Here is a 12,797-nt window from a genome sequence, read left to right as displayed (position 1 = left end):
TGGGTTCGTCCATGCCCTACAGCTACGAACCCCACCACTTCGAAGATTTCGAGGAGGGCCAGACGTTCGAGAGCGTCGGTCGAACCGTCACCGAGTACGACTTCGTGATGCACTCCGCGTTCACGGGTGACTGGACGGAACTCCACACGAACAAACACTACGCGGAGGACGAGTACTTCGGCGAGCGCGTCGCCCACGGACCGATGACGTTCTCCCTCGCCACTGGCTTCGTCTACCGGTGCGGGTTCCTGGAGCGCACCGTCCTCGCGTTCCTCGGGATGAACTACATGGACATCCCCGCGCCCGTTCGCATGGACGACTCCATCTCGCTCGACATGGAAGTCACCGAGACGAAAGCGCTCTCCAGCAGGGAGGACTCGGGCCTCGTCGTCATCGACACCACGATGACGAACCAGGAGGACACCGTCGTCTTCGAGGGCGATATGAAGTTCCTCATCAAGCGACGCGAATAGTTGCCGTCCTCTTTTCCGCTACTTGATGCCGACGGCGTCCACGTAGACGCGCTCTCCGCAGCCGAGGTACGCGTCGTAGCCGACGCCTCCGTCCGACCACGCGGAATCGGTCGCCGAAACGCGAGCGATGCGGTTTCCGTCCGCGTCGCGGAGCGTCACCATGTGACCGCCGTCCGCGCTCCAGTCCGCGACGAGTTCGTACCACGACCCCTGCGAGAGACTGTACCCCGTCGAATCCGAGTCGAGTCGGTGCGCCGTCCGGTTCTCGTACCGGAACAGAATCAGATCGTCGTTGGCGAAATCAACCCGCACGAAATAGCGGTCGTCGTGACCCTGCACGCCGTACGAGAGGTTACCGTCTTCCGCCCCTCCGTCGCCGCGAATCCGGTAACTGAACGTGTCGCCGGCCTGCGGATAGGTCGGCAACCCCGAGACGCTGATCATCTCGGTGTTCGTCCCGCCGATTTCGAGGGCGTTCCCGCCCCGCTCGGTCGGCGTCGAAACGACGCGCGTACCCGACTCGCCACGGTCGAACTCGTACTCGGCGAGCGTACCGTCCTCGAATCCGTCGACCGTCGTCGTCGGGGTGTACGAACACGAGAGCGACGCACACGACGCCGAACCCGTATCGTTGTTTCGACGGGTGACGCCGGTGGAGTGGTCGAGGACGACAGGGTCGTCAGTCACGTCGAACGAGCACCGCAAGATTCGGCTGGCGTCGCAGTACTGTAACAGGATTCCGTCCCGGTCGGCGCCGGTCTGCTCGACGCAGCAGGACTCGAACACCGAACCCGGACGGCCGTGCGCTCGGAGGGCGGCGCTGCCGGAATATCCGCCGGAGGTATGCGACGCGTCGCCGGTCACCCGCACGTTCGAGCAGCGCACCGGGGCGGGTGTCGTCTCCGGCGGCGCGGCGTACATCGCCGCGGTTTCGTCGGTGTCGACCGCGATTCGCGTGTTCCGTATCTCGTGCGTTCCGCTTCCGGCGACGAGGATGCCGCCGTCGCTGACGGTGTCCGCGGTGAGCGTCACGTCGCAGTTCTCGACGGTGGCGTCGCGTCCGAGCAACCAGACGCCTCGCATGTTCGTCGGAAAGTCCGGGTCGGAATGCGACGCGTCGACGACCACGCAGCAATCGCGAACCTCGCCGCCTGACCCCGCGAGGCGAACGTTGGCGATGTTGTTGTTCCGATACAGTCCTCCGAGAACCCGGACGGTTCCGGTGCTCTTGCTCGACTGGTAGAGCCCGTTGTTCGGGAACCCCGCGAGATGACAGTTCCGGAACTCCAACTCGCCGGTCGTGTTCATCTCGACGAAGGTTCCGACGGCCCCGCTTCCGCCGGGGGCCCCGTCCGGCGCGCGGAGGTTCTCCACGAGCCCGGTTCCCGACCCGCTTCGAACCCCGAAGAGGAACGGCCCCTTCGAACCGCCGTGGCGTCCGCGATGGAGCACGTCCCGAACGAGGAGTCCATCGTCGACGACGAGCTGCATCCGCGGCGCTTCCGGAGCGCCGCCCGCGTCGTGCCGGAGCCCCTCGTAGAGGAGGTTAGACGATCCCGAACCGCCGAGCGATAACCAGTACGCGCCGGAGTTCCCGATGACGTCGTCGGTCGTGTCGAGCACGATGGTCGCGCCGGGTTCGACGCCGACCATCCCGAAGTCGTGGAGTCCGTTTCCGAAGTCGAACGTGAGGTCGGCGACCCGATACTCGCCCTGCGGAAACTCCAACTTCGTGTTGCTCCGGACGTTGTTCTGAAGCGCGTCGTCAATGGCCTCCTGCCCGGTCGGATCCATCCCGAGGTCGTCGACGACGTCGTACACGCGGTCGAACTGGAAATCGTCGGTCGTTACCGCCGAGTCGACGGTTTGCTTTCGAACGTCGTTCGTCGACCCGCCGGTCACCGCGGACGCCCCACCGAGCGCGACGCCGGAGATCAGCGATCCGGCCGCGAGCTTCAGATACGACCGTCTGTTGGTCGCGGACGTTTCGGTCGTCCGTTCGGATGATCTGAACATATACGAACGTACGACCAGGTGAATTAATAAACTCTATTAGCGGAAATATTATTAAAAATGTTATCTAATTGCTCGGAATAATTTCGAACTGAAACAAGATTCGATTCGCCTATCTTTTTGAGGACGATGCGAGTACTCTCCGGTATGCCTATCGACGTGCTCGCCGCAGAGGACGAACCGCGCGCCATCGACACGCACGCCCACCAGCCGACAAAGGAGTTCCTCGAAGACGCCGGCGGGCAGATGATGGAGGACGCCGCGAATAAGTTCGGCGCGAAGATGGAGACGGACACCTACGACTCGCTCGTCTCCGAGTACCGCGAGGCCGGAATCGGGAAGACGGTGTTGCTCGGCTGGGACGCCGAGACGAACACCGGAAACCCGCCGGTACCGAACGACTACGTCGCCGAAATCCGCGACGAATATCCGGATTTCTTCGTCGGGTTCGGCAGCGTCGACCCACTGAAAGACGACTGCGTTGCGGAGGCCGAGCGCGTCGTCGAAGACCTCAACCTCTCAGGATTCAAGTTCCAGCAGATCGCACAGGGGTTCGACCCGAGCGCCCCCGAACACGAGGAACTCTTCTCGACCATCGAAGACCTCGGCGTCCCGGTCGTCTTCCACGGCGGGAACTCGACGCTCGGCGCGGGCAGTCCCGGCGGCAGAGGGCTGAAGATAAAGTACGGCAATCCGATGCTCATCGACGACGTGGCCGCCGAGCATCCCGACCTACAGATTCTCCTCGCACACCCGGCGTTCCCGTGGGAACAGGAGCAACTCGCCATCTGCCAGCAAAAAGGCAACGTCTACATGGATCTCTCGGGCTGGCTGCCGAAGTACATCGACGACCAGGTGCTCCACTACGCGCGAACGCTGTTGCAGGACAAGGTGATGTTCGGAACCGACTACCCGATGATCCGGCCGGGCGAGTGGCTGAACCAATTCGAGGAACTCGACTTCCCGGAGGAGGTACAGCGCAAGATACTGTGGGAGAACGCAGAGGAGTTCCTCGACCTGTACTGAGCACCATCCGTCGTCGTCCGTCGTGCCTATGCGGCGAATTCGGGTAAGGTGCGATGAACGCGTCTTTCAAGCGGCGTATAACAAGAAGTGAATCGGAAGATAGGCGCCCTCAATGGCCGGACACTTCGTTCGACACGACCTGGGAGTCGCTCCGCTCGTAGAACTCGCTTCGCCGCGGACGAAACTGGTGTACCTCTACCTGAACATCGTCGAAAAGGCGACGGTAGAGGAGCTACACGAAGCGTTAGGAATCCGATACATGGAGCTGTACAGCACCCTTCGAGTCCTGCGGGAGCGCGACGACATTCGAAACGAACGAAATTCGTACCGTTATCTCGGCAGGAACGAACTCGGAATCGATTCCGTCGAACGACCCGATCGAGCGCAGTAGTGTCGACCAGTTAGTCACTTTCCACCGCATAACTATAGGCGAAACCACGTAATCCTGTGTTCGTGACGCGATGTCCGCGCTAAACAGCAGCGCCGAAGATGCATACGTCGTGCGATGGTTCGAGGATGCCGACGTATCCGATTTCCTCGCACTCGATCGAGCCGTCTGGCACCGAGAACGGGACGAACGCTGGTTCACGTGGAAATACGTGAACAATCCCTACGTGAATCACATTCCGATACTCGTCGTCGAAAACGACGGCGACATCGTGGGTGCCCGACCGTTTCTCGCGTTCCGAATGCGCGCCGGCTCCGAGACGGTGCTCGCGTTACAACCGGCCGATACCATGGTTCATCCGGAGCATCGTCGTCGGGGGTTGTTCACCCGCATGATCGAGCGTGCGATCGACCACTACACGAGCCGCGAACCCGCCTTCTTTTTCAACTTCCCGAACCAGCAATCGAGACCGGGTATCTGAAATTCGGATGGCAGATCGTCGGCGACCGGGTAACGTACTACCGGATTCAGCATCCGTCGGCATTTTTCACCGGCGACGGACGGATTTCGTCACGTCTCGCTGAATCGGCCATCCGGCTCACGAGCGACGTTCACGGTTTTCGTCGCACCTCGGCGAAAGCGTCAGCGGGGTTCTCGATCGAGAGATACTCGGGAACTCGGGGATCGGTCCTCGTCGAGTTGTACGAAAAGCGTCCCCCGGACGGCGTTCACGCGCTGCGCGACGAGACGTTCTATCGGTGGCGTTTCGCCAGTCCGGCGTGGAACCGCGCCACGTACGTCGCCTCGCGGGGCGACGAACCCGTCGCCGGAGTCGTCGTCCGAAACCGCACGACGGCCGACGGCGTCGCCGTCACTCAACTCGCGGACGTCGTTCCGCTGGTAGGGAGCGAACGACGAACCCGTGCCCTCGCTCGACTCTTCGAGCGAATCATCGCCGACCACGCGGATTCGGATCTTCTCGCCGTCGCCAAGGGCGATCTTCCCCGGAGCTTACTGACCGAGTTCGGCTTCGTCGGCGACGCGACGCCGCCGCTCTCGTGGATGTCGGCGATGACGCGACGCGCGCCCGACCAGTGGGAGTATCGGACGATCAGACCGCCCCGTGGGAGTACGAAGAAGTAGTCCATCGACCCGGTCAACGAACTAAACGACCTCGGGAAAGAGGGGTGGGAACTGGCCGAGACCATCGAGTACGTTGGCGGCGGAACGAAGTACCTCGTGTTCAAGCGACCGACGCAGGCGGACGACGATTCGGCGCATGAGTGACAGCGAGATCAGCACCGCGAACACGATGCGCGAACGGGCGGGCGAGAGTCGCGCGAAGCTCTGGCTCCTCCTCGGCGCGAGACGCCTCGTCGTGACCGGGGCGATAGCGTCCATCTTCTTCGTCTCGTTCGTGCTCGCCGGAACGTTCCTCTACCCGCCGCTGAAGTCCGAAATCGCGCAGGCGGACACCATCGAGACGATGTTCTCGACGATGATCGGCGCGAACATCACCGGCACGACGCTGGTCGTCACCATCAGCCAGTTGGTCATCTCGCAGGAAAACGGCCCGCTCGGCGACCAACGCGAACGGATGAGCAACGCGATGGACTTTCGTAACTTCGTCGGGGAGATGGTAGGACGCACGACGCCGTCCGACCCCTCGACGTTCCTCCTGTCGATAATCGACACGACCGAGAGCAGGGCGAACGAGCTCAAAAACTCGGTCACAGAGGACGGAAACGAGGAGCTACGCGCGGAGCTAGACGAGTTCATCGACAGCCTCACCGGCAACGCCGATACGGTCAAAGAGCAACTCGACGGCGCGACGTTCGGCACGTTCGACGTGCTGTTCGCGGCGCTCAACTTCAACTACTCGTGGAAGATATTTCACGTCGAGCGGATGCGAGACGATTACGCCGCCGATCTCACGGACGGACAGCATCGGCTGTTCGACCGATTGAAAACGTCGCTGTCGATGTTCGGGCCGGCCCGCGAGCACATCAAGACGCTCTACTTCCAGTGGGCGCTCATCGATCTCTCACAGTTAATCCTCTACGCGGCGATTCCCGCGCTGTTCGTGGCCGGTGCGATGCTCGCGTTCGTCGGGAGCGGAACGTTCAGCGGCACCACATTCGGATTCACGGACATCCTCTTGGTCGTCAGCGGAGCGTTCACGATCACGCTCGTTCCGTTCATGTTGCTCGTCAGTTACATCCTACGAATCGCGACGGTTGCAAAACGAACGCTCGCCGTCGGCCCGCTCATCCTGCGAGATTCACAACGATGACCAGAAACGACCGAGACTCACCGGACGACGCGGCCTGGAACCCACGAACGACGGTTCGGCGGGGGGACGACCGCTCCGCCGCGTCGAGCGACCTCTCGCGGCGGACGCTACTCGGCGCGGTGGCCGCCGTCGGAATCGCCTAGACGAGCGGTTGTCTCACGCTCGGGCCGACCGCGAAGGTGTCCGGACTCTCCGGGTCGAAGGTGTTCGAGAGCGTGTCCGTCAGCGAACCATGGGCCAGCGGTCGGGCGGCGGCGAGCGTCGAACTCACGCGGGCGGCGACGACGAGACTCGGCGTCCGTGGTCTGACGGTCGTCCGTAAGGACGGAACGGAGTTCGATACGACGGCGGTTCGGAGCGGACAGACGAAGAAGACGGTGTTCCTCCCCGTCGGACGAGCGACGCTCACCGCGGTCGATTTCGACGGGAGGACGGTCGGTCGAGTCGCGGTGGCGGTTCGGGGGAAGAAAGTCGTCTGACCCGACTGCCGGAGAGCGACGGCCGAGGGAGTTTTTGTGGCTATCGACCGTAGCCCGAGGGGGTGAGAGAACATGGAACACTTCGACGTCATCGTCGTCGGCGGCGGTACGGGAAACAAGGTCGCGCTCGCTGCCGCGGAACGCGGGATGGACGCCGCACTCGTCGAACGCGGGCCGCTCGGCGGGACGTGCGTGAATCGCGGCTGTAACCCGTCGAAGACGTTGATTCACCGCGCGGACATCGCGGAGACGATAGAGCGCGCGAGCGAGTTCGGCGTCAACGCCGAGACGACCGACATCGACTTCCCGCGCATCGTCCGCGAGGTTACATCCGCAGTCGACGAGCAGTCGGTCGAGATGGAACGTACCCACCGCGAGCGCGACGACGTCACGCTCTACCGGGACGAAGCGCGTTTCGTCGACGACCGGACGTTGGAGGTGGGCGACGAACGCATCGAGGGCGAGAGGGTGGTCGTCGCGGCCGGAGCGCGCCCCGTCGTTCCGCCAATCGACGGTCTCGACGACGTCGATTACCTCACGAGCGCGGATGCGTTGCGACTCAACGACCAACCGGAACACCTCGTCGTCATCGGCGGGGGGTACATCGCCGCGGAACTCGGCTACTTCTACGAGGCGCTCGGGACGCACGTAACCATCGTCGGGCGGAGCGATGTCCTGCTCTCGAACGAAGACCGGGACGTCGCGGAGACGTTCACCGAGGTGGCGCGTCGCCGCCACACTGTTCACGTCGGACACGAGGCGACGTCGGTGTCGCGGGATGGAGGAGAAGTAACCGTGACGGCGGAAGGAGACGACGGCGAGACGATAACGGTCTCAGGCGACCGTCTCCTCGTCGCCGCGGGCCGGCGACCGAACACCGACCAACTCGACGTGGAGAACGCGGGAATCGACACCGACGACCGGGGCTACGTCGAGACGAACGAGTTTATGGAGACGAGCGCCGAGAACGTCTGGGCGCAGGGCGACATCGCGGGCAACTACCAGTTCAAGCATGCCGCGGATCGAGAGACGAAGTACGTCGAGAAGAATGCACTCGACGGCCAACGCGAAGCCATCGATTATTCGAGCATGGGTCACGCCATCTTCACCTCGCCGCAAGTGGCCGCAACCGGGAAGACCGAGGAAGACCTTCGAGATGCCGGACGGGAGTACGTCATCGGTCGCTGCGCCTACGCGGACACCGTGATGGGCAAGGCGCAGAAAGAGCGAGATGGATTCGTGAAAGTGCTCGCCGATCCCGACAACGGCGACATTCTCGGCTGTCACATCGTCGGCCCCGACGCTTCGACGCTGATTCACGAAGTCCTACTCGGACTGGCGAGCGGGTCGGGAACCGTCAGCGACGTGACCGAGACGATTCACATTCATCCGGCGCTGAGCAAGGTGGTGTTGAAAGCGTTCGAGGACGTGGAGTGAGTTGCGCTCGCCACCTCACTCACGTTTCTCGCCGCGGTCGATTCGCTACTCGCCGGACGCGGGGAAGTCGGGCACGTCGAGTTCGCCCGTCAGTTCGAGGAACTCGGGAGACATCTCGAAGCCTTCGCGTTCGAACTGCTCTTTGACCGCCTGAAAATACGCCGATCGGACGGCGAGGTACCGCTGACGACTCGGCTTTCCGATCCAGAACCGCGACGTGAGTCCGATTCCGGCCGCGGTCACGTCGTCTACTATCACCTCAGGTTTCGGGTCGGCGAGGATCTGCGGATTGCGCTCCGCTTCTTCGATGAGGACGCGCCGCATATCGTCGATACTCCCGCCGTACTCGACGCTGAAGGAATAATCGATTCGAAGCACGTCTTTGATGGCGTGGTTCACGACGACGGTGTTGGCGAGCACGGAGTTGGGAACCGTGATGAGTTCGTTCTTGAACGTTCGAACGCGGGTTGCCCGAAAGCTGATGTCCTCGATGATGCCCTCGTTGTCCTCCCACTCGATCCAATCGCCGATGTTGAACTTCGGATCGCTGATGATGAACACGCCGCCGACGAGGTTGCCGACGATATCCCGAGACGCGAAGCCGACGGCGAGGGTGAGCGCGGCCGCGAACCCCCCCATCACGGACAACAGCGTCTCCAATCTCGCAAAAAAAAGCCCCGCAAAGAAGGCGACGATGACGGTCGACACGCGGATGAATCGTAGCGTGGGCTTCCTGACAGTCGGCGTGACGCGCTGACTCCGGAGAAGACGCCGACCGACGGGCACCGCGACGAGACGGCCCAGACCGTAAGTCACGGTGAACGTCACGACGAAGACGCCGAGTTGCAACAGGAATGCCGCGTAATCTACGCGACCGAGGATATCGTCGAACACCGGGTTCGGGGGAACCACCATCAAACGGGACGGGGAAACGTGTGAGCGGTCGGTGTGGTACGCTCTCCGGCAAGGCTTGCGTTCGTCATGTATCCAATTCCAGCCAGCGACGTAGTTAGCTGTATTGGCCTCGAACGACACCGAACTACTCGCTTCGCTCGTCACCGTGCTCCGCACAGAGGATATCGCCCGTCTCCGTATCGAAGACGAAGGAATCCCCCGGCATGATTCGCCTTCCGTCGACGCCGCAGCCGTCCGAGTGGTCGAGGAAGTACTTCCCCTCCTCCTGTCCGGTTTCCAAGCGCCCCGCCGCTACCGCAAATTTGACCAGTCCCTCGCCGATCTGCGTTCGCTCGGTCGAGTCCGCGGTTTCGAATTGTACGCGTGGCATGCTAACCTCCGAAAACCGGTACGACCCGCGACGGGAAGAAAGCTCCCCCCGGCCCGGATTTTTATCTACGGGCTCGTCGAAGGCGTTCGTATGGGGGTGGAAGACGTTACCACGATTCACGAGGAGTACGGCGGCGAGCGATTACCGCCGGGACAGCGTCGAACCGAGCGATTTCCCGTTCTCTCGAAGAGCGGGACGCCGCGATGGGAGATGGACTCGTGGGAGTTCACGGTTACCGGCGCGGTCGAGAACGAACTCACGTTCTCGTGGCGGGAGTTCACCGACCTTCCGCAGGCGACCCAACGACAGGACTTTCACTGTGTGACGGGTTGGAGTCGGTTCGACAACGAGTTCACCGGCGTTCCGTTTCGAACCATTGCCGAGCGAGCGGACGTGGCGGACGACGCCGTTCACGTCCTGTTCGAATCGCTCGACGGCTACTCGACCAACCTCCCGCTCGACGAGTGCATGCGCGATGGCGTGCTGTTCGTCCTCGAACTCGACGGCCAACCGCTCCCGTCGGAACACGGCGGGCCGCTTCGCGTGGTTACGCCGCACAAGTACGCCTACAAAGGGGCGAAGTGGGTGAACAGCGTCGAATTTCTCACGGAGCCGAGACGCGGCTACTGGGAGAAGCGCGGCTACTCGAACACCGCGAACCCGTGGGGAGAGGAGCGATACAGTTTCCTCTGAGGCGTGCCGCGCGACGACTCGCGCTTTCTTCGGTCGGCGCGTAGTCGCGTACACTCGGATTTCGTATAGTACCATTCGGTTTTCGGGCGGCGTATCGAGCGGGCGAAACGACGACGAGACGACCGAAAACGCGATTCCGAACCTGAACGTGCGAAAAACGAGTCAAAATTCGATTACTCGAACTCCGGTTCCCGACCCTCCAAGAAGGCCGACACGCCCTCTTCGTGGGCGGGCATGTCGTAGGCTTGCGACTGGAGCAGCGTCTCGTAGTCCAACGCCTCGCGCCACTCTTTCCCGAGGTTTTCGTGAAGCGCCTGCTTGCCGAGCGCGATGGTTCGCGTCGGTTGCTCCGCCAGTTGGTCGGTCAGTTCCGTGACCCTGATGTCGAGCTGTTCGTCCGGCACGAACTCGTTCACCACGTCCAGTTCGGCGGCTTCTTCCGACGAGATCATATCACCCGTGAATGCGAGTTCCTTGGCCTTCCGCAGCCCCACGAGTCGCGGCAGGAGGAACGTTCCGCCCATGTCCGGAACGAGGCCGACGTTGATGAACGACGCCGCGAACCGGGCTGACTCGCCGGCGTAGGCGAAGTCGGAAGCGGTGACGAGCGCCATGCCCGCACCGACCGCGTCGCCGTTCACCTTCGCCACGACCGGAACCGGCGCGGACAGCACCTCGTGGACGACGCGCGAGAGCGTGTCGCGCACGCGCTCGTAGGCGTCTCTGACGTTCTCCTCGCGTTCGGCCATCGACTGGATGTCGCCGCCCGCGCTGAACGCCTCGCCTTCGCCGGTCAACACGACCGCGTCGATGGACTCGGGGTTGCTCTCCGAGAGTATCTCGGCGAGTTCGCCCGCCGCTTCCGGCGTGAAGGCGTTTCGAACCTCTGGGCGGTCGAACGTCACCGTTCGGATTCCGTCATCGTCTGAGACGTGCATACGAAAACTGGGTCACTGCACGCACATTTAATTACTCCCCGCGTGCAGTCGGCGTATGAACATCGAAGCGTTTTTCGAGGGGATGCCCTTTGCCGACCTGCTCGGGGTCGAAGTGACCGAAGCCGAGGACGGCCATGCCGAAGGAAAAGTCGAGATGCGCGATGAGCTATCGTGGAACCAAGACCGACTCGTGGCCCACGGCGGCGTCACGTTCACCCTCGCGGACACCGTCGGCGGCGCGGCGCTCGTCTCGCTCAACGACCAGCCGGTGCCGACCATCGACATGCGCATCGACTACCTCAGCGCGGGGACGGGCGACCTGCGCGCCGAAGCGGACGTTGTTCGAAACGGGAGCGACGTCGGCACCGTCGACGTGAGCGTCTACGACGAGGACGGCGAGCACGTCGCGGAGGCCCGTGGCGTCTACAAGACGGGGTGAGGGTACGACTCCTACTCGTGGCGACAGTCACACGAAACGAGGATGTCGACGAAAACGACTGAAAGCGACCGGGTCGCCGCCCGCCTCGACCGACCCGTAGATTTATCACGGAAAACGCGGCCATCGCCGCCGTGACCTGACTCGAGCCGTGAAGCGCCCCGCGGTTTCACGACGCACCGCTTCACGCCTAATTGTTCGTCGTTCGTGCCGTCTGTCCGCCATGCGATTCCGCTCGCGGCCGAATTATCCACCGTCGTTTCTTCTCATCGTCTACGTGAACGCCCCGTGAGGAACATCCGCCCGCGCCGATGCTACGGAACGAGCTCCACTCAGGAAGGAAGATCCCACGATGTTCAACGTAGCATCGTCCGTCTCTCATCTCGCCCTACCGGTCGATGAGACGGAGGCATCGTCCAGTGCGAGAAGCGGAATCAGTACGAGGAGGAAGAATCCGGTCACGTAACCCAACAGCGTGAGGCCGTTCGGGAGATGGTGTGCCTGCGCGATGGCAAGATAGCTAAAGACGAGGAGTGTCACTTCGAGCCGGAACGGGACGACGAGCGCGGGCACGGCAGCACAACTGGCGACTGTGCGATAAATAGCTTACGTGAAGTCATTGCGGACGACTTGACGTCCCGCTACGCGAACAGTTGCGAGAAGAGCGATCGCTCGGCTCGGTGGATTCGCTCCAGGAACGCCGACTTGCTAATGCCGAGTTCGTCGGCCACCTCGCTCGCCGTCGTCTTGCGGGGAACGCCGAAATAGCCCATCTCTCGAGCGATTCGAAGGGCGCGCTCTTGCGCCGGCGTCACGTCCCACTGCTGTGCGACGACGTTCTCGTCCTCGGAGCCGAGCTGGTGGACACGTTCCAACCGCATTCCGACGGTCTCTCCTGCTGCTTCGAGGACGCCCTGTAGCACATCATGACCCACCACCGCGCCTGTGAACTTCCCGTTTCCGCCGTAGTACCGAAGCGACTCGGCCATGAACCCGACGTTTGTCAGCTCGTGAATGACGCAGGGATGTTTCGAGAGGCATCTGAAATTCTGCCTGCCGTCGGTGGTCGAGACGTGGAGGTATCGGATTCGGTCGTCGGCGTCGAGATAATTGGCGAGTCCATCGCTCCCTGTGGGGGCGCTAAATCGCAAGAGTGTGTACCCGTCGTCGCGGTGTTGTGGTGGCTGGCAGTCGATTCGTACGCCGGTCGCCCGCGACGCCTCGGCGAGCGGACAGTCGTCCCCCGTGACGGTGAACTCCACGACGAGGCACTCATCTATCATCGACGGCGTGTATGCGGCGCTAGTATTTAAAGGCAGTCTATGGGCGGGTCAAA

General features: G+C 62.6%; 17 protein-coding genes and 1 pseudogene. 11 read left to right on the top strand and 7 right to left on the bottom strand.

Annotated elements, in window-relative coordinates; all coding sequences use genetic code 11:
- The first annotated feature begins 11 nt into the window (after positions 1-11).
- Entirely contained in the window at positions 12-473 is a 462-nt protein-coding gene (locus LIW51_RS08180) for a MaoC/PaaZ C-terminal domain-containing protein (RefSeq protein ID WP_227373548.1), read from the top strand.
- A gap of 18 nt (positions 474-491) precedes the next feature.
- Here LIW51_RS08180 and LIW51_RS08175 read toward each other — a convergent pair whose 3' ends face one another.
- A complete protein-coding gene (locus LIW51_RS08175; protein ID WP_227373547.1) occupies positions 492-2,489 on the bottom strand; it encodes a right-handed parallel beta-helix repeat-containing protein in 1,998 nt (665 codons plus the stop codon).
- A 144-nt stretch (positions 2,490-2,633) separates the two neighbouring features.
- Between LIW51_RS08175 and LIW51_RS08170 the strand changes: the two genes are divergently transcribed.
- The 8 genes and pseudogenes from LIW51_RS08170 to LIW51_RS08135 all read left to right on the top strand — a co-directional run bounded on the left by LIW51_RS08170 (position 2,634) and on the right by LIW51_RS08135 (position 8,109).
- Complete coding sequence (locus tag LIW51_RS08170) at positions 2,634-3,512, top strand: amidohydrolase family protein (protein ID WP_227373546.1); 879 nt, start codon at positions 2,634-2,636, stop codon at positions 3,510-3,512.
- A 112-nt stretch (positions 3,513-3,624) separates the two neighbouring features.
- A complete protein-coding gene (locus LIW51_RS08165; RefSeq protein WP_227373545.1) occupies positions 3,625-3,903 on the top strand; it encodes a helix-turn-helix domain-containing protein in 279 nt (92 codons plus the stop codon).
- A 70-nt stretch (positions 3,904-3,973) separates the two neighbouring features.
- Positions 3,974-4,381 (top strand): GNAT family N-acetyltransferase, encoded by a 408-nt coding sequence (locus LIW51_RS08160; RefSeq protein ID WP_227373544.1) that lies wholly within the window; start codon positions 3,974-3,976, stop codon positions 4,379-4,381.
- 590 nt (positions 4,382-4,971) lie between these two features.
- Positions 4,972-5,187, top strand: a pseudogene (sp36, locus tag LIW51_RS08155) (Sp36 family protein).
- On the top strand, positions 5,180-6,193 hold the full coding sequence (locus tag LIW51_RS08150; protein ID WP_227376694.1) for a DUF7972 family membrane protein: 1,014 nt from the start codon (positions 5,180-5,182) through the stop codon (positions 6,191-6,193). The pseudogene sp36 and the gene LIW51_RS08150 overlap by 8 nt, the downstream one beginning before the upstream one ends.
- A complete protein-coding gene (locus LIW51_RS08145; protein ID WP_227376693.1) occupies positions 6,190-6,336 on the top strand; it encodes a hypothetical protein in 147 nt (48 codons plus the stop codon). The genes LIW51_RS08150 and LIW51_RS08145 overlap by 4 nt, the downstream gene beginning before the upstream one ends.
- A 36-nt stretch (positions 6,337-6,372) precedes the next feature.
- Entirely contained in the window at positions 6,373-6,672 is a 300-nt protein-coding gene (locus LIW51_RS08140) for a hypothetical protein (RefSeq protein ID WP_227376692.1), read from the top strand.
- A gap of 72 nt (positions 6,673-6,744) precedes the next feature.
- Positions 6,745-8,109, top strand: coding sequence for a dihydrolipoyl dehydrogenase (locus LIW51_RS08135; RefSeq protein ID WP_227376691.1), 1,365 nt, complete (start codon positions 6,745-6,747; stop codon positions 8,107-8,109).
- Positions 8,110-8,154: 45 nt separating this feature from the next.
- Here the strand turns inward: LIW51_RS08135 and LIW51_RS08130 are convergent, their stop codons facing one another.
- On the bottom strand, positions 8,155-9,168 hold the full coding sequence (locus tag LIW51_RS08130; RefSeq protein WP_227376690.1) for a mechanosensitive ion channel family protein: 1,014 nt from the start codon (positions 9,166-9,168) through the stop codon (positions 8,155-8,157).
- Complete coding sequence (locus LIW51_RS08125; protein WP_227376689.1) at positions 9,149-9,394, bottom strand: DUF8075 family protein; 246 nt, start codon at positions 9,392-9,394, stop codon at positions 9,149-9,151. The genes LIW51_RS08130 and LIW51_RS08125 overlap by 20 nt, the downstream gene beginning before the upstream one ends.
- A 90-nt stretch (positions 9,395-9,484) precedes the next feature.
- Here LIW51_RS08125 and LIW51_RS08120 point away from each other — a divergent pair, with 90 nt between their 5' ends.
- The gene (locus LIW51_RS08120) at positions 9,485-10,087 is read left to right on the top strand and encodes a sulfite oxidase-like oxidoreductase (protein ID WP_227376688.1); all 603 of its coding nucleotides are present in this window, start codon (positions 9,485-9,487) and stop codon (positions 10,085-10,087) included.
- Positions 10,088-10,260: 173 nt separating this feature from the next.
- Here LIW51_RS08120 and LIW51_RS08115 read toward each other — a convergent pair whose 3' ends face one another.
- Positions 10,261-11,025, bottom strand: a complete 765-nt coding sequence (locus LIW51_RS08115; protein WP_227376687.1) for an enoyl-CoA hydratase/isomerase family protein — start codon at positions 11,023-11,025, stop codon at positions 10,261-10,263.
- 55 nt (positions 11,026-11,080) lie between these two features.
- Between LIW51_RS08115 and LIW51_RS08110 the strand changes: the two genes are divergently transcribed.
- Positions 11,081-11,464 carry a PaaI family thioesterase gene (locus tag LIW51_RS08110; RefSeq protein WP_227376686.1) on the top strand — a complete coding sequence of 128 codons (384 nt, stop codon included), beginning with the start codon at positions 11,081-11,083 and terminating at the stop codon, positions 11,462-11,464.
- A gap of 11 nt (positions 11,465-11,475) precedes the next feature.
- On the opposite strand, the gene LIW51_RS08105 is transcribed toward LIW51_RS08110, so the two are convergent.
- The 3 genes from LIW51_RS08105 to LIW51_RS08095 all read right to left on the bottom strand — a co-directional run bounded on the left by LIW51_RS08105 (position 11,476) and on the right by LIW51_RS08095 (position 12,744).
- Positions 11,476-11,715 carry a hypothetical protein gene (locus LIW51_RS08105; protein ID WP_227376685.1) on the bottom strand — a complete coding sequence of 80 codons (240 nt, stop codon included), beginning with the start codon at positions 11,713-11,715 and terminating at the stop codon, positions 11,476-11,478.
- 124 nt (positions 11,716-11,839) lie between these two features.
- The gene (locus LIW51_RS08100) at positions 11,840-12,034 is read right to left on the bottom strand and encodes a hypothetical protein (RefSeq protein WP_227376684.1); all 195 of its coding nucleotides are present in this window, start codon (positions 12,032-12,034) and stop codon (positions 11,840-11,842) included.
- 68 nt (positions 12,035-12,102) lie between these two features.
- A complete protein-coding gene (locus LIW51_RS08095) occupies positions 12,103-12,744 on the bottom strand; it encodes a helix-turn-helix domain-containing protein (RefSeq protein WP_227376683.1) in 642 nt (213 codons plus the stop codon).
- Between the last annotated feature and the right edge of the window lie 53 nt (positions 12,745-12,797).

The organism is Haladaptatus halobius, assembly GCF_020618475.1.
GTDB lineage: Archaea > Halobacteriota > Halobacteria > Halobacteriales > Haladaptataceae > Haladaptatus > Haladaptatus halobius.
This window is presented reverse-complemented; position numbering and strand designations above follow the sequence as displayed.